Source organism: Rhodococcus sp. 05-339-2, from assembly GCF_002258965.1.
GTDB lineage: Bacteria > Actinomycetota > Actinomycetes > Mycobacteriales > Mycobacteriaceae > Rhodococcoides.
Genome location: NZ_NOYW01000011.1, coordinates 102759 through 124501, shown reverse-complemented (window position 1 = coordinate 124501; position 21743 = coordinate 102759). Strand labels below are relative to the sequence as shown.

Here is a 21743-nt window from a genome sequence, read left to right as displayed (position 1 = left end):
TGTTCCACGGCCGTTACGCTGATCGTTCGCGTCCGTAAGGGGATCAACTGTGCCGTCAACGCTGTCCTGGCTCGACACATCCGCCGACGAGCAGCGGCGCGTCCGTGAGCTCATCGCGCTTTACACCCAGTCGGAGAGCCGCGACGAGCTCGGCATCGGCCAGATCCGCGACGCGTTTGCCGACGGACTCTTTCCCGGCACCTCGACCATTCACACCCGGGCGCGTTACTTTCTTTTCATCCCATGGCTTTTCACGCAAGGTGCCAAGGCGCGCAGCGGTGCCAAGCTTGAGGCCTGGACCGATGTCCAGGAGCGCCGGCTCATCAAAGCGCTTAAGGACCAAGGTGTCGGCGCAGGGCAGGGCCTGATAGGGCGCGTCGCCGGGCCCGTGGTCAAGACTTTGCCGTCTGCAATTTACTGGGCAGCCCTAGGCCGGTACGGCATACTTGCCCGCGATGTCCAACCGGGGATGCTCGGCGCACTCGGGCCAGCCGTGGGGGCGGACGACGAGATCGCCGTCCGCAGAACACAGGACTGGCACCCAACACTGCCCGCCGCGCCGGAAGGATTTCCCGCCAGCGTCGAAGGCGGCCTGGAACTCTTGCGCGAAGAAGCCGTGTGGTTGCGGGAGCGCATCCTTGAGTCCGCCCCAGGCACGATGCTCGCCCACCTACTCGTCGATGAAACCCCGCTGGACGACGATGACACCCCACCTTGGGTCAACCCGTCGTGCCTCTCCGCCCACGGACCGCCCGCCTCGCTTCTGCAGCACGGTCGACTCTTCAGCCTCGTGATGCACGGCTCTGCCCTTCTGTACAACCTGCTCATCGCCGAGCGCTACGAGGCTGCCGGAATGACCACCCAACCGCAACCCGTCCAACGCTATCGGGAACGTCTGAGCGACTGGGCCGAGAGCATCGAGTCCGACGGTGAACTGCTCCGCGGTTGGGACCGCCAAGAGATGTGGGATCTGGTGTGCACCACCAACCCACGTATTGGGCTGCAAACTCGCGCATTCGTCGACGAGTGGATCGACGCCATTCTTGCCGGCCGGGGTGCCACGGCCGCCGACGACGAGGACATCCGCTCGCTGGTGGAGATGCGAGAGCGTCGCCAGAAAGGCGCCCAGTCTCGCTTGGTCAACGATCGGCTGCTGCGCACCTGGTCCGGGGCCTCGGGCACGTCGATGCTCGTTTACCGTTGGCCTCAGGTCCGGCGCATCGCTACCGATATCAGAGAGGGAATTGCCAATGCTGGCGCCTGACAGCCGCAGGACCCTGATCGACCAGCTGCGCCCGCCCGTGGGCTATCGACTGGACGCGGCAGTGGGCACCACGTTTACCCTCGACCTGACCGCAGCGCTCGTGCCTCCACTTGCTTTCGCGAGCTTTGCGGTCCGCAGCACAACCGACCCAGTGAGCGTGCTGGAGGCGGTCCGCTCCTGCGCAGACCGGGTCGATGTCTTTGCCCAACAAGGCAACATGCGTGCTCCATCGAAATACACCGCGCTGACGGCGTTTCTGGAGCCGATGCTTCACGAGGTGCAGACCCCACCCGGCGGCCTCTTCCATCCAAAACTCTGGCTCATGCGGTTCACCACTGATGACGAGCCGGATGTGTACCGATTGGTCGTGCTCAGCCGAAATCTCACCGAGGACCACGCCTGGGATGTCTCGCTCACCCTCGACGCCTCGCGCGGAACGCGTGCAACTGCTGCCAACCGGCCGCTAAGTGCCCTCATCAGGTCTTTGCCAGGTCGAACCGAACGGCCGGTGCCCGCCGACCGACGTGCCCGCATCGACCAGCTGGCCGAGGACGTCCGCTACCTGGAATGGGAGCGGCCCGAGGGCGTGACCGAGCTCGTATTCCACGTTTTCGGTGTCGCGAACGAACGAGCCGCCCCGGATTTCACCGGCTACCGCCACCTTGTGGTCTCGCCGTTCCTCAATGATGCCGGTCTTGCTCAGCTGACAGAGGGAAGTAAGAGTGCGACGGTGGTCTCGCGCGCATCGTCGCTCGATTCACTCGCACCGGAGACCGTGCAGGGCCTGGACGCCACGTATGTGGTGAGCACCGTTGCCGGACTAGACGACGGAGACGCCACCGAAGGCGACAAGCCTGCTGCGTTGCTCAACGATCTGCACGCCAAACTCGTTGTTGTAGAGCGCAGCCAACAGGCCCACCTGTTTCTAGGCTCGGCGAACGCTACCGATGCCGCGCTGAACCGCAACGTCGAGATTCTCGTCCAGCTGACCGGGGGCAAGAAGAACTTCGGGGTAGGGACCATGCTCGATCCGGGCTCGCCGTTCCTCGGGATGCTCGAGCAGTATGACGCCGTGGGCGGTGCACTTCCAGATCCCGATGCCGAGGCCCAGTGGCAGCTTGAGAATGCGCTGCGCGTGCTGGCGTCGCGTAGGTGGGTGGTCTCGGTCGGTCGGTCCGAGGACGCATACTCGCTTCGCTTCGAGACGCGTGACGGCGCTACGGTGCCCGCGGATATGACCGCGCAAGCAGAGCCGCTGGCGCACCCCGGTGTGGCCTGCGCCGTCGAGGACGGCCGCACCAACCACGGCACTGTCGAGGGCGTCCCGCTGATCGAGGTCAGCCCGTTCCTGCGACTGCGCCTCACCGACGACGCCGGACGCGAGGCAGCGTGCGTGGTGCGGGCCGAGCTTCGGGGCGACCCGAAGGGCAGGCTCGACGAGGTCCTCGCCTCGCAGATCAACACCCCGGAGAAGTTCCTGCGTTTTATGGCGCTTTTGCTCGGGCTGGGACAGTCGCACCCGTTGGCGATGATGGGTCTCGGTGACGCGGCCGCCGGGTCCCGCGGTGGACTCGCGCCGGCGCCTCAGGTGTTCGAGATCGTGATCCGCGCCCTCGCTCGCTCGCCTGAGTCGATCGACGATCTCGACCGCCTCGTCCGACGAATGCTGGCCACCGAGAATGGTGCCGCCAATCTGCCGGAGGGCTTCGCCGCGTTCTGGGATGTCGTCACCGCCAGCCGAATGAAACTCACCCCGGAGGCCATCCGATGACCACTTTCGACGCCGCCCCCGTCATTGCAGGGCTCAAGGGGTTTCAGCAGCGCACCGTCGAGCACGTGATGACACAACTCGACCGACCTGGTTCGTGCCGGAGGTTCCTCGTCTCCGACGAGACAGGTCTGGGCAAAAGCCTCGTCGCCCGTGGCGTGATCGCCCGGACCATCGAGAAACTGCAAGACGAGCCGGAGCGCAAGCAGATAAACGTGGTCTACGTGTGCTCCAACAGCGACCTCGCTGCGCAGAACCTATCTCGTCTCGACGTTACCGGCGGCCAGCACAAGGGCATACCCAGCCGGCTGAGCCTCCTCGCCAAATACACCAGGGAGCTGCAACCCGATCTCGACGCCGGAGGTGTAAAAGTCAACCTGGTGTCGTTCACCCCGGGTACCTCGTTCCATACCGGCCACCAGTCCGGCCAGGTAGAAGAGCGCGCACTGGTGTTCCTGTTGCTGGGCAACGTAATCGACCTCACGGGATGGAACCGCCACGCCGCGCTGGTTTTGCTGCGAGGCCAAATCGGGTCACGAGAGAAATTCGAGAATCACATCGACTGGTTCGAGTCCTCACTCGAAGGTCCACCTGATCCCAAGATCTCCAAGAGATTCCTCGCTGCGTGTAACCGCAATGGCCTCATCGCCAGATTCACTGACCAGCTCGAGCGCATCGGCCGCAAGCGCGACGTCCCCCTCGACATGGCCGACGAGGTACGGCGACTCATCAGCGACATGCGCAGCGAGCTTGCCCACGCCGGGCTCAGCGTTCTGAATCCCGATCTCGTCATCCTCGACGAATTCCAGCGATTTCCCGACTTACTCGACGCGAGCAGCACTCAGGGAAAGCTTGCTGATCAGCTGTTCTCTTACCCCGACACGCGAGTACTCCTGCTCTCCGCGACGCCGTACAAGCCGTTCACTTATGCCGAGGAATCCGGCGACGATCACCACCGAGACTTCCTCCGCACCATCATCTTTCTGGACGCCGACATCGCCGAAGACGTCAGACACGATCTCGCCGACTACCGCACAGCGGCAACCCAGGGGCGTTCCGTTGTCGAGCTCGCGGCCCGACTGAGAGCGACGCTGCTGCAGGTGATGAGCCGCAGCGAACGGCCCGTCGGTGTCGCCGGCGGAATGCTGTCCGAACACATCGAAGTCGTGGATGATCTATCGGCTACCGATCTGCTCGATTATGTCGCACTTCAACATCTTTCAAGCCTAGTCAAAGGCGATGTCAGCCTGGAATACTGGAAATCGACGCCCTACTTTACCAATTTCTGTGACGGGTACAAGCTCTCCGAGCAGCTCAAGACGCGACTCAGGGGTGGCGAAGCGGAGTCCATCCGCCCCGCTGTCCGTGCACTCTCCCGGCTCGACCCCATCGCGGCATCGGGCACCGGCGAGGTCGACCTGGGCAACGGCAAGCTTCGCGCTCTCGCCCGGCAGACAGTCGATAACGGTTGGTGGCGACTGCTGTGGATGCCGCCGTCGCTGCCGTACCTAGAGCCGAGTGGCCCGTACGCTGAGCCGTGGGCGCAAGGGATTACGAAGCGCCTGGTGTTCTCTTCGTGGTCGGCGACGCCAACGGCGATCGCGAGCCTGCTGAGCCAACGTGCCTCTCGGGCAGCATCTATGGAGTCCACGCGCGAAGAAGGAGAGCACTCCGGACGCCGTAGCCAGCGCAGTCTTCTCAACTACAGCGTTGCGGGTGGTCGGGCCGAGTCAATGACCACTCTGGCGTTGTTCTGGCCGATGCCGGGACTCGCGAGGCGCGCCGATCCGCTTGCTGCAGCTCAGCTCAACCGCGCACCGGTTGGTAGAGCGGCCGTGGAGGCAGCCCTGACGCGAGAGTTACGTTCGGGAACGACCAAGTACGGTGTGTCCGCGGTGGCGGAGGCGGCGCGCGCGGCGATTGCCTTCGAAGACTCACTGCCGCAGGCATTTTTGGACGGCGGACTAAGTGGTCGCAACCGAATTATCGAAGCGCTCGGTAGACATTCATCCGCCGACACCGATGACGCGACTGGACAGCGAGGCCTGGCTACACACGTCGACGAGGCCCTCGAACTGGCACGCGAGGGTTCCGACGTCGAGATGGCGTCCGTCGCGCCCACCGTAGCCACCCTCGCTGCCCACAGTCCGGGCAACATCGCTTGGCGTGCGCTGCACCGGCTTGCGGCCGACTACCCAACAGTGACCGAAGCCGGACTCTGGAGTGCCGCGGCCACCGTCGCCGCCGGCTTCCGAACCTTGTTCAACCGACACGACACCATCGTGCTGCTCGAGCAGCTGCATGAAAGCGGCGCGTACTGGCAGAAGGTGCTTCGCTACTGCGCGGCAGGAAATCTGCAAGCGGTCATGGATGAATACCTCCACCACATAGCCAGCGAGACTCAAGCCGAGCTCGACGACGATTCATTGATGGCGATTGCGGAGAACGTCACGACTGCACTGACATTGACGCCGTCGACCTACCGGGTATTCGACCCGGACCACCCCGACGATCCGATTCGTATGACGAGTCGCTTCGCGCTGCGCTACGGAGGAGGCAACACCGACGAGAATGTCCGCCAGCCCGACGTACGCCGGTCGTTCAACAGCCCGTTCTGGCCCTTCGTGCTGGCAAGCACCAGCGTCGGGCAGGAAGGGATCGATTTTCATTGGTGGTGCTCGGCAATCACTCACTGGAATACCCCCGCAAATCCTGTCGACTTCGAACAGCGCGAGGGACGCATCGACCGCTTCGGTGGACATGCCGTCCGGCGTAACCTAGCCCACCGCCACGGTGCCGCCATGCTTGCGACGAATAATCCGTGGCGCGCGGCTTACGAGCTGGGAAAGGACGAACAGGCTGCTCTTGGAGATTTCGCGCCGTACTGGGTGTATCCGGGCCCGGCGAAGATCGAGCGGCACCTCTCGCCATATCCGCTCAGCGTCGACGTCGCCCGGCTAGAACGCCTGAAGAGCGACCTGGCGTTGTATCGGTTGACGTTCGGGCAGCCGCGTCAGGAGGACATGCTAGCGCTGCTACGCAAGCGGGGCCTCGAAGCCAAGCCGGAAGTGTTGACCGAGATGCGCATCGACCTCTCGCCACCGCCGTGAACGGACGAAGACAATTCAGAGTTATCGATTATGGCACAACTGAAATCGCTGGTGTGCCGACTATACTCGTCTACATACTTTGCGGCTCGCGAGGCATTTGAACCGATGAGATCAGAGATCGTACCCTTCCACACTTCCTCTCCTCGGAGTGAAGCTCACGCAAGGTGTACTGAGAACAGCCCTCCCGTGAAGACCATCGTCGTACCATCGATTTCACAAGGCCTTTGCATGAAGGCCACACATTGTGCGGCGGAGGGGAGTGTGCCGATGTTCGGCAAGCAAGAGGACGGAGCACCTGAGCCCGCTCCACGTGAAGAACTTGCAGATTTCATCTCGCAGCAGGAGGGCCGTATAGGCGATGTTTTTAACCTTACGCAAGAAGGACTCGACGCTAGGGCAATCGCAGACCGCCTGAATGTTGAGACACAGGGTTTCGTGTATCAGTATCAGGCGCACATCGACGCTGCCTTGTACGGGAAAGTACCAACTGGACCCACCATGCTCAAGGCCGTCGCATCTGCATTGAACGGCCTTCTAAAACGTGGGCGCGGAGTCCTATCGCCTGCTGCCTTCGAGTTATTGGCAGCACATAGAGCCTCGGTGCTGAACGCAATCGTCGCCCTCGATCCAGAAGATGAAGCACAGGCGGAGGCACAAGCCGAAGATAATGAGCAGAAAGAATTGGGCGCCCTGCTCGAGGTTCCAGGGATTTACGCATTTTCCTATGGGTGGTACCTCGAACGTCCACTCGACGCCCAGAGCGAGAACACACTGATCAAAGTGGGCCGCGCCAAAGACGTGGCGCGCCGGATTGAGGACCACCGACGTGGTGCTCGCGCCCACATACCAGAGCCCCTAGTCACCATCCGTGCTTATGCGACCGACGACCGAGATCTGGAGTGGGTTGAGAAAACGTTTCAACGGCTGCTCGAAACCGCCGGGCATATCAATCCACGTCGGGAACCGACGCGCAAAGGAAGCCGAAACGAAGTCGGCGAAGAGTGGTACCTGACGAATCGAGAGTTCCTAGACGCCATTGCATCAGCACTCAGTCTGCGCACGATCTACGCAGCATAGTCAAATGGTCTGACCACTGAAACCTTGCACTCACGTCGTCACTAACGAGATGCCCAGCGTTGGTTGACATCTGGCCTTTCAGAGTGGGTGGTCTCGCAAATCCCATGGGTAGTTATTTGCAAACTACCCATGCGCGGCTCAGATTTTTCGACTACTCAAACATAGTCTCGCAGCACCTGCGATCTGGAGGGATGACGTAATTTCTTCAGTGTCTCGGTCTCGATCTGGCGAATTCGTTCAGTCGTCACCCCGTGCATCTCAGCGACCTCGTCGCGTTCCAAGCGCCGACCCAGTCCGATACATTTACGAAGGGGAATGATGGCGGCTTCACGCGCGGAGAGCGTCTCGAGAACGGACTCCAATTGATCGCATAGCAGCGAGTGACTGACAAGATCAATCACAGCGACCTCATCCTTATCGGCCAAGTCCGCATAGCGACTGTCTGTGTCGTACACGAGCCGCTCTAGGCTGGACACCGTCCTTGCAGCATTCTTCAGCTCACGGGTGTCGTTTTCGGACATGTCCACCTCGGCCGCATCGATGTCCACGGTTGCTTTGCCCTGCGCTTCTCGATCGAGCGTGGACTCGGCTCGCTCGATCCTCGCCATAGCTTCTTCAATATTGACTGGGAGCCTTATAAGTCGAGCTTCGTTGAAGACACCGCGCACGATCGGCTGCCGGATCCACCACGCCGCGTAAGTCGAGAATCTGTGGCCGTTCTTGTAATCGAACTTCTCGACTGCCCGGAGAAGTCCCAGGTTGCCGTGTTGTACAAGATCGAGTAAGTCGAGACCTCGGTGCTGGTACCGCTTCGCGAGAGAAACAACGAGCTGCAGGTTCGCTTCGATCAGGTGCGTTCGAGCGCGGCGACCATCCCTTACCACCCACGTCAAATCACGCAGAATAAACGACGGCAGAGTGACGCCTCCTTCCTTCAACTTCCGGAGATGGTAGTCCGAGAAGAGTCCAACCTCAATCCGTTTGGCGAGCTCGACCTCATCCTGCGCATCGAGTAGAGCCACTCGGCCGATCTGCCGTAAGTAGAATCCAATCCCCTCGAAACCGTATCTCTCAAACTCAAGACCGTTTTCCTGATACCGCTCATCAGCAGCGGTCACCAGCTCAATATCGAACCCATTCACCAGCGCATTCTTTCAAATTCCCGGCTGTAAGAACAGGGCTCAAAACCGTGCCTGCTCCCACCGGCGAAATTGCCACGCCTATCGGAACTGTCGATAAGCATCTCTTCGGGGTCAATGATGACGTCTTTCTGCGCACGGATACGAGTTGGTAGCACCTATCATCCCGCGCACCGTAAGACCTGGCCCTGGAAGGAACGGATCAATTCGTGACCAAAGTGTCGTGACTCGCCCCGACTAGCGTTACTGGATGCGTGGATAACCACTGCAGCATTCGGCCAATGCGGGCACGGACTAAACGCGTTGGTCCTATGTCAGCGCTCTTCGCTCGCGTCATTTGCTTGTGACGGACCCTTCGAGACTATGCCCTTCACACCTCTACCGATCCAACCTGCACCCGCTGCGCCGATGCTGACTGCTTTGCCACCGATTTCAGCTGCGGCACCACCAACTGCTTTCGCACGGTTACCCAATTCGGAGAAAGCGTCGCCGATGGATGGGTCCTCGTTGTCGATCCAACCGGTGACCTGACTGTTCCGTGCCGACGCGAATGCGTCCAAGTCATTGCGCAGTTGGGTGATATCACGTTTGAGATCACCTGTCGCCATCCATCGCACAATCTCGAGCGGCTTGACCGTGCCGTAATTGGACAGCTCAAGCCGAGCGTGACGCAGTAGGTCGCCGTCCCGCTCAACGTGCTCAGCAAGCATCTTCCGTGCCGACGCAACGACTGCGTCGAGGTGTTCGGGCTCAACAGCGCGCACACGAGCAATACGGAGCGTCTGCCACAGGTAGAGCGAACTCTCTGCGATAACCAAAAGCTGCAGGGTCTCACCGAGACGCTCGTCCTTGACTGCTCGGGTCAGATACGCGGCGCGCTCCTGGACCGGCTTGTCCGCGTCGAAGCTGTTGACAGTGCGCTTCGCATGGTCTCGAAGTCGCTCGATACCGACTTGAAGCTGCGGACCCAGCGAGGCAACGCTCTCCCAATCTGTCGTAGGAAGCGCGCCCGTCTCCCTGTAGACCTTGACGATGTGCGACAAGGCAGAGTGATGGCCGATGACATCCCCCACACGCGACGCTTCGGCGAGACGGAGTATTTTGTCGACCTCACCCTCGATGCGCTTGATCCCGTCCGACACCTCGGTGATTGCTGTCTGCAGGGCAAATTGCACCATCATGAGTTGCAGTCCCAAGGCGCGGGTCGGCGTCATCGCGACCTGCTGCCACTGCATCTGATGGCGGAACTTGTGGCCAGAGTCGACCAGGGTCATTCGGTTGTACCCCGGGATCCCCGGAACGACCTTGTAAGACTTCAGCATGTCGACACTCTGAGGAGCAAGCCGCACGAAGTGGCCGTATTGCATTTTCGCTGCGGCTGCACCGGCAACCATTCCACCCGCGTTCGCTACCGCGGTTTTGTCGACGCCAGCAACCTGCACACCGTCGCCTACAAGATCCTTGATCCGACTGAGATATCCGGCCACTGCGTCGTCATCACCCGAAATCAGCAGGCCCTCCGGCTCGACGTGCACCGATATTCCAGAGGACTCGAGCAGCTCCTTGTCGAAGTCGGTCAATTCCTGGTTCATCCAGTCGTCGGTCATCCAAAGCCTCCTGAGGTTGTTGGCGCTCACCATAACCGAACAGACCGACAGGTTCTGGAGGCATCGGCAACTTCGCCGTAGTCACGCCAGACCCAACCGCGCGCCTTTCATACCAATGATCAAGTTCTCTGCTGGCGCGATGCCATGGTTCCAACCGTCGTTCATCGATGCACGGTCGTTTTCCTTCGCCTGACTGCGTCGTGCACATTCATCGAACAGCCTGTCGAGCCGCTCTGTCTCATCCTCGATGTCGACCTGAACCCACCATCCACAGAAGCACGTCCAATAGCCGAATGGTGGAAATATCGATCAATTCGTCCGGCGCAGTGTCTCTGATCCATCGGTCGAGTGATGAATCGGAGCTGCGTAGCTCCGATCGCAGCCATGCCCAGCTACCCTTGCTGTCCTGACCAGTCAGGCCGGTCACAACGCTGTCCCACACCGGAATCAGGTCAGGTCTTTTCCGGGCTATAAGTTTGCTCGTCGTCGTCTTGCCGATTCCATCATGTGCGCCCCGCGTCGGAGTCGACGACTGACGCAACAAGCGCCACAGCTGTGCCGCAGACGACCCGGTGCCAATAGTGGACTCTGGCGAATCCGCGAGTGTGAGTCCTGTGGGGATTGCTTCGAGTAGTGCGCTGCACCGGTCGGCGTCCGGGCCAAGAATGCGCAACGCCGACTGCGCGGGCACATTGACGCTCAGTAGCGAGACCGCCACCAGGTCATCGGAGGTGAACACGTCGCGGGTGGCCTTATCGCCGCCGCCCCGAAACCTCTCGAATTGCGAGCCACTGAAGTTCGGCCTGCCTTGAGAATCGAGCGCAAAGTACTGCTTCCACAATCGGATTGCGGTCTTCGAGTCTCGTTGCGCAATGAGATCGGGCATGTGTGGATCGTCCTTGGCCAACTCGGTCTCCTACTTCAGGGATCATTCATTGTCGAGCAAGGTCGCCACCACACCGCACAGGTGCCGAACCTCAGCCACCGTCGGCGCAAGTTCATACGCATGGTGGTGGCATGCGTTGCTCAATCTGTTCCATGCCATCGCGGCCGCACTAGCATTCTGGGCTGTGTCGAGTGACCGCAAGATCACCAGCCGCGATCGCATGCTCGGTCGCTCAATATCTACGCCCAGCGCCACACAACGCTCGATTACCAGCTCCTCCAATGCCTGCCGAGCGAGGAACGCAGCAAGACGCGCCGATCCGCCTGCAGCACCATGGCTTCCGTCGAGCAGCAATTCCGCGTTGCGGAGCGCAACTGCCGGCGACGTGGTCGTATTCATTCGGCGAGGATCCCGTCGACCATCTTCTTCAGATCGTTCACTACTTCCCAGGTGATCGGTCGATCTGCACCGTTATGAGTACCGGCATTCGCGATGTGGAGCGTCGGGAAGCGTTCGGTGCGGAAGCCCAGCCACTGCGATAGGTCGCGTTCGGAATCTTGGTGCACGGCCAGCGCAATCTTGTTGCGCGTCTTGTGCACTGACGACCACCGCTCTTCGGTCGCCAGCCGAGACTTTCCCGCCCGGTGTTGCTTTGCATAGAACACCTGCTGCGCAGCAGATTCCAGCGCCAACCGGAACAAGCCCGGCGCAACTCGCCGCTTGACGTCCTCGGGCACATTCTCGTCCAAGACCAATGCCCGGACATCGTTGAAGTAGCGGGTCGCTTGATTCTGAGTCTCGGAAACACTGATGTTGGAACCTGGTTCGCGCATCACCTCCACCAGTCGAGCGTCGACAGCGAGTTGCCTGATGGCAGTGGCCAATCGATCATCGTGCGAGAACACGATGACCTGCCTGGTCTTCGCGAGCGTCGACAGCACCTTTATGAAGCCATCGATCTTCGCCGGATCCATCGCCTGGATCGGGTCGTCCAGCACGATGAATCGAAACGGACTGTTCGGCGTAGTCGCTCTCGGTATGAACAGTGCCAATGCCAACGCATGCAGCTCGCCCTGACTCATCACCGACAGCGCCTCGGACTCCACGCCGTCGACCGAGCCGGTCATCACCACTCGCCTGCTGGTGTTGTGGCCCACCAAGTTGATAGCACCGATGTCGACATTGCTTTCCTGCCGCAACTCCGCCCAAATGTCGCGTGCCTGCTCGGCAATCGGAGCGAGCCGCTGGTCCCTCAATTGCTTGGCATGCGAGGCAATCCACTTCTTGGCCGCGTCGACATTCTTGACTGCCTCATCAGCCTCTCGCGCCGCGGATTCGAGGGTGGCCCACGCGGCCAGACGTCCAGCAATCGGTGCCCACGTGTCCTCACGCTGAGCCGCCGCTTCCTCGGCCTCGGTGCGCAACGCCTCAGCAGACTCGATCACCGCGGGGATCGTCGCAGCCAAGTGGTCCGCCACACCGGAAGAACTCGACGGTTGCTCTCGCAACACGGCGACGGACTTTCGATACGCGGACAAGGAAGGCAGGTCGACGCCCTCCACCGCGGTGGCGTCGGCGATCTCGTTACCCAGTTCGACTGCGGCGCGTTGCGCTTGGTCGAGTCGGCGGCGGCTGTGCTTGTAGGCGGCCAGTTTCTGGCTCTGCTCGGCGAGCTGCGCCCGCGAGTGCCCGGCCCACGCATCGTCGAGCGTCCCCGTCGCGCAGACCGGGCACTCGATAGTGCCCGTCTCATTGTGCAGTCGCAGGGCCGCATCGAGCAGATCGTTGCGCTGCTCCACCACCGACAGTGCCTCATCAGCAGAATCCGCGGTATCGGCCGCAGCTGCCCGGAGCTCCGCCACCACCTCGTCGACACGCTGCTGCGCCGGGGCGCTCAACGCTGCGAGCCGCTTCAAACCGATGAGCGCGGGTGATGCCGACGCGTCGGCTCCGGTGGCGAGCGCGAGCACCGCGTCGAGATCCGCAACCCGCTTCTTGACCAGGTCTGCAGCAGTTTTCGCACGATCGTCCGACGCATCCGACAACGAGGCCTTGAGCTGGCGCAGACTCTCCGCTGATCGTTGCCGGGGCCCCTTTATCTCCTTGAGTACCGCTGCCAGTCGCTTGTCGGCATCGGTGATCTCGTCGAGTCCGAGGAGTTTCGCCAGGGCGTCGTGCAGGGTGGACGGCGTCGCGTCGAACAGTCCGCCGATTTCGTCGTAGGACAGGATCGGGCGATGTAATTCGACGGCAGACTTCCACCCAAGTGCATCGGTACCGGTAGCGCGCTTCTGCTTTCCCACCTGAGTCCAGGTTGAGCATCCCTTCAGCGCGGCGTCGGAAGTCCAGTCGACACCGACAACCGTCGGTTCGGACCCTTCGATCGTGAGCCCCACCCGCACCTCACACGGGTCTCCCTGATGCAGATTGCGCCAGGTATCGGCCCACAGCTTGGCCTTGTTCTCCCAGCGGTAACTCGAACCGGTGATAGCGAATTCGAGAGCCTCGGCGAAGCTCGACTTTCCCGATCCGTTGCGGCCACTGACGATCGTGATGCCCGGCGCGGGGTGTAGCTCCAGCGCTGCTTTGGGCCCGATACCGCGGAAACCCGCGACACTGATTGAGGTCAAAAACGCACCGACCGGCTCTTCGAGGAGCTGACTCCCCGACGGCTCCGGAACGTGCGGGGTCGAGATGCCGTCGAGAAGCTCCTGCAGTGACGTCGGCCCTTCCAGGGCCGCGAGAACGAAGTACTTGGCCTCGTCGGGCAGGTCATTGTCCGCGTCGATGGCGTCGATCACCACGTCGACGAGTGGCCTGTCGACAGCACTGTCGGCAACGGTCACCGGCACTCTCCTGTTCGTTCTGATGGCTAATCAGACCCCACAGTTCCATATGGGACCGACAGTTCGCAGGGACATCAAAAACGCCGCCGAGTGTGTCGGTACCCGATGCTTCGATGGCGGTATGTCACGACTCGACGAGGGGTTCCCGCCGCCCACGGCCTGTGTGCAGTGGTGTCAGCACCGCAGCTACGACCTGCATGTCCTCGACGACGGTGTGGAGGTGGACCTGGATTGGTGGAACGGCCACCTCGACCGGGCAGGACACGAGCTTCGGCTACGCGGCCGCAACCTCGACGGAGAAATCGTCGAGTACGGCGGTGCCACCGTGCAGCGCAACGATCTTCGGATCGGCACCGATCTGGCTATAGGCGAACACGATTCGCTCGGACTACTGTTTCTCTGTGCAGCCTGGCAGGGCAGTCACCGACACCGCAGGGCTATGCGGCGCTTCCCCGACGTCATGAACCCGCACCTCAGCCGTCCCGACGAGAACCCCGTCGCCAAGACTCTCGCTGTGCTCGACAGCTGCGTACGGAACCGTGCAGTGCCCGATCACCCGAACTCGACCTGGTCAGGATGGCCCGACGCACCGGGCGTCGGAATGTCCCTGATGGCCACGTTCCTGTGGGCTGTGAAGGCGTCGGTCTACGGCGGCCCGGCACAGCTGATCGACCAATACGGAGTGTCGACACTCATCCACGAGGGATGGCTCGAAGACCCGTCCGTCACCGGATTCACTCGTCGTCGCTACGACCGCTACGTCGAACTCATCACCGCCTGGGCCACCGACATCGGCACCAGCCCCGAGCTCGTCGAAATGTGGCTCGTGCAGCGCTGGAGCGCCCGACTCAACGAAGCACGACACGGCCGCTACACCGCACCGACGCTGTTCTGAACAGTTCGATCCCCTGACGAGGGGTTGCCGCGCCGCACATCAGCTTCTATGGTTATTCCGTAATTACGGAATAACAGATTAGGAGAGCTCGATGCGACGCTCGACCTGGATCTCGACCGCCTGTGCAGCTGCGCTGTTGGTGGGCGGATGCGCCACCGACACGGACGCAACTGCAGCGACCACCACCACTACCCCGACGCCCGAGAACTGTGCACCGGTGACCTCGACCGACCTCGCCACCGAGGACGGGTGGATCGGGCTGATCAACCAAGCACCCGACACCGTCAGCCTCGTCATCGACGACGGGCGCGGCCGAACCGTCGAACATCGGTCCGACCAGCAGCAGGTACTCGCATCCGCGATCAAAGTGGTGCATCTCGCCGCCTACGCCCAGGCAGTCGCGAACGGCACGATCGATCCGAACGATCAGGTGGCTCTCTCGGATTGGGAGCGCTGGTACGTGCCCGGCACCGACGCCAATGCACATCCGAAGGCCTTGACCCGGTTGGGTATTGCGAACGCCGGCACCAACGCAACCGACCCCAACGCCACGGTCCGCATCGACGACATGGTCTCGGCGATGATCCAGGAGAGCGACAACTCGGTGCCCGACTACCTCCGCTACCGACTCGGCGATCAAGCACTCGTCGACGCCGCAGCCGCAGGAGGTTGGGAGAACTTCGAGGCACCGAGCATGGTGGCCGACATGCTCTCGGTCTTCGATCCTGAACTCGCCGATGCAGATACCTGGGAGACCGCTCAGAAGTGGGCATTCGACCTGCAGTTCCGGGCCCAGGCCGAGGCGTCCGTGCAAGTGCCGACCTACGAGGACCAGGTATCCAGGGTCGAGAGCAGTTTCCGTGGCGGTTCGGCCGAAGAATTGAACGGAATGTATCGCGCCTTCACGGACGGGACCTACGGCGCGGCATCCAACACCATTCTGCGCCAACTGGAATGGCAACCCGCGGGTGACAGCCTCCGCGGTCTCGGCTTCAAAGGGGGCAGCCTCCCCGGTGTGCTGACCCAGGGATTCGAGCTGCGCCGCAACGACGGAACAGTCGCGACGGCGGTGTGGCTCACCGACGGTCTTTCCGCAGACAGATTCGATCAGGCCATGGCCCATTTCGGCGTACAGCAGCAACTCATTGTCGAGGCGATGCTCTCGCCCGAGGTTCTCGACCGGATAGCCTGCGTGGTGTGAGCGCAGAGTTCGAATCGAGACTGGCAGAGCTGGAAGCCCGCGTCGCTGAGCTCGAACGACGCGACGCTCCCCAGCAGCCCGAGGCCGCCCCGTCGACCGGCGGCATGATCGCCTACCAAGGCGACGTGCATCTGCACGGAACGGTCCGCTGGGACATCGGCTACTCCCCCGACGCCATCGTGGAGTTACCTGTTCCGTCGGCATCAGAAGTGCTTGCTGCTCTGGGACATCCGGTGCGGTTGCAGATCGTGCGAACACTGCTACACGGCCCCGCGAACGCGGCGGATCTACACGCGACGGTAGGAGTCGGCTCGTCCGGCCAGATCTATCACCATCTCAAGACGCTGAGTTCGGCGAATATCGTCGAGCAGCAGGGTCGCGGCGACTATCGAATCGCCGCCAAACGAGTTGTGCCGCTGCTAGTTTCGATGCTCGCTGCTGCTGACATCGCGGGCGATCTGGGTACCTGACCGCCTACAACACCGCGTGTCAGGGTACGAACAACACTCCCAAGCCGGGGATGAGGGCGTTCGACGCATCGGGATTCTCGCGGTCGTGGGTCACCGTCACGAATACCGGACCCGCACCCGTCCGAGCCGTCACCTCGGTCGGCAGGCGGTAGGCCTGCGGACCACCCTGATTGGCCGGCTGAGTCCGATCGATCTCGTCGTTCCAGTGCCGCAAGCCGGCGGAGCCCACCTCACCGGTGGATAGGTTGCGCCAGTTGACCGTCAGGTGCCGGTAAGCGAACTGGTAGTAGTACGGCCTGATGTCGGCGGCCGAGAAACGTACCTCACCAGGCTTCTCACCGACCACCGCGCGAATCGGAATGGTCTGAACAAGTCCGCCGGGAACGCCCGCAGGGACGAATTCCGGCCCGGTGACGACAGGCACCTGCAGTGCCGACTCCTGCGGCGCAGCGGTTGCAGTACCGGCACCCATGCCGAAGACCAGGGGGACGGTCAGCGCCAGGGCGGCGACACCGCCGCGGATCGATTTCCTCATTGAGTTGCCTTTCGTAGGTGCGATCACGGCACGTAGATCAAGCCTTTGCCCGGGATCAGCGTGTCGGCGTAGGGCTCGCCGTCGTAGTAATCGCGGTAGTGGGTCACGGTGATCTCGACCCAGCCACTTCCGGTGGGCAGAGCTACTTCGCGCGGGTACTGCGCACTGTGTAGCGGCGGCAGGTCGTTGGGCGGGCCCGGGTTGGGGTTGTCCTGCCAATGCCGCAGTCCCGCGCTTCCACGGAAGCCGATGTCCCAGTTTCGCCAGTTCACGCCGAGACTTCGGTACGGATACTGGTCTGCGTACGGTGCGATATTCGCCGCGGACAACAGCAGAACACCCGGCCCGGTACCGACCGTGGCCTTCATCGGAATGGTCTGGAACAACCCGCCGGGCACGGCACCGGGTGCGATCTGGAAGCCGGTGACCACCGGAATCTGGAGCAGAGTGGTCTGCGGAGTTGCCACGGCCGTTCCCGTACCGATGCCGAGCATCAGGGGAACTACGAGTGCGATCGATACGACCGCTCGCCGCAATGTCTTTCGCATACAGCACGCCTTTCGATCATGTCGCACAACGACATACCGGACCGTTTGTGGCCTCGCACCACGAACTCCAGGTTGAACCTGAAACATCAAGTGGTTCTTGAGTCTCTACCGAACCCACCCTCGCAGTCACAGCGACAAAAGGACCACCCGTATACCGATTCGTGATGGGGTCGTGACACGACTGACGTTAACAGACCACTTGGCCCGTTCGATTCATTATCAGAGGTGACGCACTCCGCAGCCACCGGTGAGGACCATCGAATGAGGCAAGTCCGAAACATCGTGGCCATGAGCGCGTTGATCGCCGCTACTGCTCTCGCATCCACAGCTTGCGGTGCCGACCAGCCGGCGAGCAACCCACCCACGCCTGCCACCAGCGCAGCGGCTGCTCCGTCGGCAAACGGGTCCACCGAATCCGACGGTGGTAGCGGCGCAGGCGGAATCGCACAGGCTCCCGACATAGTCACCCCGGTACAAGCCGTACCCACCGCTGCGGACACACCAGCAGTACCGCCCGCCCCGAACCGCGACGACGTCAACGTCGATGCGCGCGACTATGAGCAGCTCGGCGGCCAGTACTTCTTCCAATCCCCCAGCGGAAATGTGTTCTGCGCATTCAATTCGTTCAACGCTCCCGGGACCATCGTGGGCTGCCAGGTCCGCTACTCGGTACCAGGCAACACCGGCCGAGAATGCGCGAACACGGCGCAGAACACCTACGGGGTGCAGATCACCCAAGACGGCACCGTCGAACAGATCTGCACCAATCAGGGCATCTTCGTCGGCGATCCGAACAACGGCGACACCCAGGTTCTCCAATACGGTCAGCTCATCGGAGTCACCGGCAATTTTTGTCGCTCCACCGAAGCGGGCATCACCTGCTACGACGGCGATCGAGGCTTCCTGATCTCCCGCGACGTCAACATCGTGTTCTGATGAGGCAGCTCCGAGTGTTCCGCAGAACCGCCCTCCTCGCTGCCGCCGCATCACTGACCGCTTTCGCGCTGACGGCCTGTGGCGGCGAAGACACCCCGGCTGCCGCGCCGACCCAGAGTACCAGCGTCACCGCACAGATGCCCACGCCACCACAGGTGACCATCGCAGCGCCGTCGAGCACCGATGGTGCCGACGAATCGACGGACACGCCCTCGGCGACCGGTACGGAACCGACGGCCGACAATCCCGCGAACAACACCGCGCCCATCACACCGGTCGACCCGGCCAGCTACTCGGTGCCCGACAATCAAGTTGCATGGAAGTCCCCGTCCGGCAACGTGTACTGCAAGATCGGATCGGGCCCGTTCTCCTCCGGCTGCCAGGCATCCGATGCGCCGGTACCCGATGGCGCAGGCAACGATTGCGCACCGAACACCACGTTCACCGTCGACATGTTGTCGAAGGGCTTCTACCTCGACCCGGGACACGTCACCCCCACGTGTTTCAACCAGGGGGTGTTCGGAGCCGAGGGTCAGAAAGTGTTGGAATACAACACTTCCATCACCTTCAACGGCTTCACGTGCTTCTCCCGCGTCGAGGCGATGATCTGCGACGCGGGTGGCGGACACGGATTCGTGTTGTCGATGCAGCAGGCGACGTCCAACTGATCAGCGTGCCTCATCCCGTCGAGGTTCCATGGTGAAGTCGTTCAGATCGGCCCGCCGCGTCATCTCCCAGTAGTCGACGATGCGCCACGGCAACGTGGAGACCACGCGTCCGGCGTCGTTGCGGTACCAGTTGTCCATGCCGCCGTGCGACCAGATCATCTTGGCGTGCGCCTCGTCGTGCTTGCGGACGTACTCCGCTTCCACGTCGGCCTTGCACTCGATGGCTCCGATTCGCTTGTCCACCATGTCGATCAACACATCGACGATGTAGCGAACCTGGCATTCGGCGATGGTGATGTAGCTGCCCCCGTGGCCCAACACCGTTCCCGGACCGCACGTGATGAAGAAGTTCGGAAAGTCCGGCACGGTGATACCGAGATACGCGTGCGCATCCTCGGGGCCCCAGACATCGCGGATGGACTCCCCCGATCGTCCGCGCACGTCGATCGGTGTCAACAGCTTGTGGGTCTCGAAGCCCGTCGCGAGAATCACCACATCGACCTCGGTCTCCGAACCATCGCGTGCCACAACCGAGTTGGCAGTGATGGACGAGACGGCGTCGGCGATGAGGGTGACGTTGTCGCGCTTGAGCGCGGCGTACCAACCGTTGTCGAGCAACATCCGCTTACCGAAGGGCGGGTAATCGGGCAACGACTTCTCGATCAGATCTGGTCTGCCCTCGAGCTCGGCCTCGATGTAGCGCGTGAACACGCGTCGATGCGCGTCGTTCACCGGGTTGATCGAGCGCGCCGGATGCTCCCACTCAGGATCGACCTGCAGCGAGCTGTGCACGCGATCGTTGAAGTTCCAGGCCAACCTGGTCCGGTACCAAAGCCTGTACAGCGGAACGACATCCATCAAGTAGTTGGCGTCGTCGCTCATCTCGGTGAAATAGACGTCGCTCGACGCAACCCACTGAGGTGAGCGTTGGAAGACCGTCGCGTGCCCCACCGTCGACGCGATGGCCGGCAGCACCTGCATAGCGCTGGCCCCGGTACCGACGATGGCGACGCGCTTACCGGTCAGATCCAGATCGGCCGGCCAGTTCGCCGTGTGGAAGATCGGCCCGTCGAATGACTCCAGTCCCGGGATATTCGGCACCTTCGGCCGATTGAGCTGACCGGTAGCGGTGATCACCACGTCTGCGGTCAGCGTCTCGCCGTCGACCGTCGTGACGGTCCATCCCTGCCTCTGCGCGTCGTACTCGGCGGTCGCCACTTCGGTGTCGAACCGAATGCGTTGCCGCAGATCGTGTTCGGACGCCACGTCGCTGAGGTACTCCCACACCTCGTCGCGCTTGCCGAAATGCGTGCTCCAGGCCCGCGGCGCGAAGGAGTAGGAGTACAGGTGACTCGGAGTGTCGACGCCCGCACCGGGGTAGGTGTTCTCGAACCAGCCACCGCCGACGTCGGAGTTCTTCTCCAGCACTGTGTGACTGATGCCCGCCTCGTGCAGCTTGATGGCGGCGAGCATCCCGGAGACACCGGCACCGATCACGATCACCGACAGATCGTTCGGTGCGGCCACCGGAGTCTCCGCAACCACGAAGCCCATGTCCTCGGCGACCATGACGCCGAACTCGGGGGGAACTTGCTCACCGACAGCCAGGCTGATCATCTCGACGAGGTGCTCCGAGTCCGGCGAGGGCACGGCCATGGGCTCGCCCTCGTGGAAGGCGCAGATTGCGTCGAGGGCCGCAGCACGGATGCGGTCGGCTACTGCGTCGTCGAACCCGCCCGTGTCGTTGTCGTCCATACCCCGACTGCGCGTGGGGCGATACGGATCAGCGAGCCACGTGCGATCGCCGGTCAACTGATAGAGCACCGCCACCAGCGTGGGCAGGTTGGCCGCGGCGAGAGCCCGTGAGAGTCGGTCCCGATCCACCCGGTCCCGATCAACCCCACCCACGGTTTCCGCTGCCGTTGCTGCGTCTGTGGACACCGGTACCTCCTGTTGCGAGCTGCTCCATCCGACTCCGACAACTCAACTAACCACGGTTAGGCAATTTCCCGCAAGGGATTCGCGATCTCGATAGCCACAGCTTTTTGACCCTTGACAATGTGGCCCACGCCACATGATGCTTCAGGGCACTACCTAACAGCGGACAGGCGAAGGGAAACACCATGGAACTCAACGAGGCGATGCGCACCACCGGCACCTGCAGGCGGTACCTCAGCGATCCCGTTCCCGACGAGGTGTTCAAGGCCGCGTTCGACGTCGCTCGCTTCGGCCCGCAGGGCGGCAACCGTCAGCCCGTGCGGTGGATCGTCGTACGCGACGCCGCCCGTAAGCAGGCCCTCGCCGATCTCTACCTCCCGATGTGGGACGCCTACTTCGCCGGCATCACCGGCGGAACCGTCGCCGTCGGCGCATTGCCCAAGACCGTGCAGGACGCCGACTACTTCGCCCGCCACCTCGCCGAGGTGCCCGCCATCGTGGTGGTCTGCGCAGCGTTGGACGGACTTCACCCCACCGACCACGAACTCGGCCGTCTCTCCGTGGTCGGCGGCGCATCGATCTACCCGACCGTGCAGAACCTGTGTCTGAGTCTGCGCGATCAGGGCGTCGCCACAGCGGTGACGACGCTGCTGTGCCACGAGGAACCCGCCATCCGCGAACTGCTCGGCATCCCAGACGAATACATCACCGCCGCGCACATCGCCGTCGGGTATCCCGAGAAGTCGTTCCCGCGCAAGCTCACTCGCGATCCCGTCGAGCAGATCGTTGCGGCAGAGACGTTCTCGCAGCCGATGTTCGACTCCGCTGCACTCTCCCCCGCCCTGTAGAAGCTCG

Annotated in this window: 18 protein-coding genes; 10 read left to right on the top strand and 8 right to left on the bottom strand. The window is 62.3% G+C overall.

Annotated features, from left to right (window positions below):
• Positions 1–49 precede the first annotated feature (49 nt).
• The 4 genes from CH273_RS10005 to CH273_RS09990 all read left to right on the top strand — a co-directional run bounded on the left by CH273_RS10005 (position 50) and on the right by CH273_RS09990 (position 7219).
• Entirely contained in the window at positions 50–1264 is a 1215-nt protein-coding gene (locus CH273_RS10005; RefSeq protein ID WP_032394997.1) for a DUF6361 family protein, read from the top strand.
• Entirely contained in the window at positions 1251–3035 is a 1785-nt protein-coding gene (locus CH273_RS10000; RefSeq protein WP_032394996.1) for a phospholipase D family protein, read from the top strand. The genes CH273_RS10005 and CH273_RS10000 overlap by 14 nt, the downstream gene beginning before the upstream one ends.
• Positions 3032–6142, top strand: a complete 3111-nt coding sequence (locus CH273_RS09995) for a DEAD/DEAH box helicase (protein WP_032394995.1) — start codon at positions 3032–3034, stop codon at positions 6140–6142. Before CH273_RS10000 ends, CH273_RS09995 begins: the two co-directional genes overlap by 4 nt.
• Positions 6143–6328: 186 nt before the next feature.
• Positions 6329–7219, top strand: coding sequence for a GIY-YIG nuclease family protein (locus tag CH273_RS09990; RefSeq protein WP_179275449.1), 891 nt, complete (start codon positions 6329–6331; stop codon positions 7217–7219).
• Between the two features lie 155 nt (positions 7220–7374).
• On the opposite strand, the gene CH273_RS09985 is transcribed toward CH273_RS09990, so the two are convergent.
• The 5 genes from CH273_RS09985 to CH273_RS09965 all read right to left on the bottom strand — a co-directional run bounded on the left by CH273_RS09985 (position 7375) and on the right by CH273_RS09965 (position 13697).
• Positions 7375–8361, bottom strand: coding sequence for a sigma-70 family RNA polymerase sigma factor (locus tag CH273_RS09985; protein WP_052049425.1), 987 nt, complete (start codon positions 8359–8361; stop codon positions 7375–7377).
• Between the two features lie 311 nt (positions 8362–8672).
• Positions 8673–9965, bottom strand: coding sequence for a hypothetical protein (locus CH273_RS09980; protein WP_052049424.1), 1293 nt, complete (start codon positions 9963–9965; stop codon positions 8673–8675).
• A 238-nt stretch (positions 9966–10203) separates the two neighbouring features.
• Positions 10204–10851, bottom strand: a complete 648-nt coding sequence (locus CH273_RS09975) for a DUF6308 family protein (RefSeq protein ID WP_143546196.1) — start codon at positions 10849–10851, stop codon at positions 10204–10206.
• 42 nt (positions 10852–10893) lie between these two features.
• Positions 10894–11250 (bottom strand): hypothetical protein, encoded by a 357-nt coding sequence (locus tag CH273_RS09970; protein WP_032394992.1) that lies wholly within the window; start codon positions 11248–11250, stop codon positions 10894–10896.
• Positions 11247–13697, bottom strand: coding sequence for an AAA family ATPase (locus tag CH273_RS09965; RefSeq protein WP_032394991.1), 2451 nt, complete (start codon positions 13695–13697; stop codon positions 11247–11249). The genes CH273_RS09970 and CH273_RS09965 overlap by 4 nt, the downstream gene beginning before the upstream one ends.
• Positions 13698–13818: 121 nt before the next feature.
• On the opposite strand from CH273_RS09965, the gene CH273_RS09960 reads away from it, so the two are divergent.
• The 3 genes from CH273_RS09960 (at position 13819) to CH273_RS09950 (ending at position 16263) form a co-directional block, all read left to right on the top strand.
• On the top strand, positions 13819–14592 hold the full coding sequence (locus CH273_RS09960) for an 8-oxoguanine DNA glycosylase OGG fold protein (RefSeq protein WP_032394990.1): 774 nt from the start codon (positions 13819–13821) through the stop codon (positions 14590–14592).
• A gap of 91 nt (positions 14593–14683) precedes the next feature.
• Positions 14684–15793 (top strand): serine hydrolase, encoded by a 1110-nt coding sequence (locus tag CH273_RS09955; protein ID WP_032394989.1) that lies wholly within the window; start codon positions 14684–14686, stop codon positions 15791–15793.
• Positions 15790–16263 (top strand): ArsR/SmtB family transcription factor, encoded by a 474-nt coding sequence (locus CH273_RS09950; RefSeq protein WP_032394988.1) that lies wholly within the window; start codon positions 15790–15792, stop codon positions 16261–16263. The genes CH273_RS09955 and CH273_RS09950 overlap by 4 nt, the downstream gene beginning before the upstream one ends.
• A gap of 19 nt (positions 16264–16282) precedes the next feature.
• Here CH273_RS09950 and CH273_RS09945 read toward each other — a convergent pair whose 3' ends face one another.
• Entirely contained in the window at positions 16283–16798 is a 516-nt protein-coding gene (locus tag CH273_RS09945) for a hypothetical protein (protein WP_052049423.1), read from the bottom strand.
• 23 nt (positions 16799–16821) lie between these two features.
• Positions 16822–17346, bottom strand: coding sequence for a hypothetical protein (locus CH273_RS09940; RefSeq protein WP_230596728.1), 525 nt, complete (start codon positions 17344–17346; stop codon positions 16822–16824).
• A 261-nt stretch (positions 17347–17607) separates the two neighbouring features.
• Here CH273_RS09940 and CH273_RS09935 point away from each other — a divergent pair, with 261 nt between their 5' ends.
• Together CH273_RS09935 and CH273_RS09930 are read left to right on the top strand one after the other, a co-directional pair.
• A complete protein-coding gene (locus CH273_RS09935; RefSeq protein ID WP_032395123.1) occupies positions 17608–18282 on the top strand; it encodes a hypothetical protein in 675 nt (224 codons plus the stop codon).
• Complete coding sequence (locus CH273_RS09930) at positions 18282–18950, top strand: hypothetical protein (protein ID WP_052049422.1); 669 nt, start codon at positions 18282–18284, stop codon at positions 18948–18950. Before CH273_RS09935 ends, CH273_RS09930 begins: the two co-directional genes overlap by 1 nt.
• Here the strand turns inward: CH273_RS09930 and CH273_RS09925 are convergent, their stop codons facing one another.
• Positions 18951–20858, bottom strand: coding sequence for a flavin-containing monooxygenase (locus tag CH273_RS09925; protein ID WP_032395121.1), 1908 nt, complete (start codon positions 20856–20858; stop codon positions 18951–18953).
• Positions 20859–21073: 215 nt separating this feature from the next.
• Between CH273_RS09925 and CH273_RS09920 the strand changes: the two genes are divergently transcribed.
• On the top strand, positions 21074–21736 hold the full coding sequence (locus tag CH273_RS09920) for a nitroreductase family protein (protein ID WP_032394987.1): 663 nt from the start codon (positions 21074–21076) through the stop codon (positions 21734–21736).
• Positions 21737–21743: the final 7 nt, after the last annotated feature.

What these genes read in the sequence shown, in the direction of transcription:
- CH273_RS10000 (WP_032394996.1), top strand. Translation starts at nt 1,251, where the DNA reads ATGCTGGCGCCTGACAGCCGCAGGACCCTGATCGACCAGCTGCGCCCG.
- CH273_RS09995 (WP_032394995.1), top strand. Translation starts at nt 3,032, where the DNA reads ATGACCACTTTCGACGCCGCCCCCGTCATTGCAGGGCTCAAGGGGTTT.
- CH273_RS09980 (WP_052049424.1), bottom strand. Translation starts at nt 9,965, where the DNA reads ATGACCGACGACTGGATGAACCAGGAATTGACCGACTTCGACAAGGAG.
- CH273_RS09975 (WP_143546196.1), bottom strand. Translation starts at nt 10,851, where the DNA reads ATGCCCGATCTCATTGCGCAACGAGACTCGAAGACCGCAATCCGATTG.
- CH273_RS09970 (WP_032394992.1), bottom strand. Translation starts at nt 11,250, where the DNA reads ATGAATACGACCACGTCGCCGGCAGTTGCGCTCCGCAACGCGGAATTG.
- CH273_RS09960 (WP_032394990.1), top strand. Translation starts at nt 13,819, where the DNA reads ATGTCACGACTCGACGAGGGGTTCCCGCCGCCCACGGCCTGTGTGCAG.
- CH273_RS09955 (WP_032394989.1), top strand. Translation starts at nt 14,684, where the DNA reads ATGCGACGCTCGACCTGGATCTCGACCGCCTGTGCAGCTGCGCTGTTG.
- CH273_RS09945 (WP_052049423.1), bottom strand. Translation starts at nt 16,798, where the DNA reads ATGAGGAAATCGATCCGCGGCGGTGTCGCCGCCCTGGCGCTGACCGTC.
- CH273_RS09940 (WP_230596728.1), bottom strand. Translation starts at nt 17,346, where the DNA reads ATGCGAAAGACATTGCGGCGAGCGGTCGTATCGATCGCACTCGTAGTT.
- CH273_RS09935 (WP_032395123.1), top strand. Translation starts at nt 17,608, where the DNA reads ATGAGGCAAGTCCGAAACATCGTGGCCATGAGCGCGTTGATCGCCGCT.
- CH273_RS09930 (WP_052049422.1), top strand. Translation starts at nt 18,282, where the DNA reads ATGAGGCAGCTCCGAGTGTTCCGCAGAACCGCCCTCCTCGCTGCCGCC.
- CH273_RS09920 (WP_032394987.1), top strand. Translation starts at nt 21,074, where the DNA reads ATGGAACTCAACGAGGCGATGCGCACCACCGGCACCTGCAGGCGGTAC.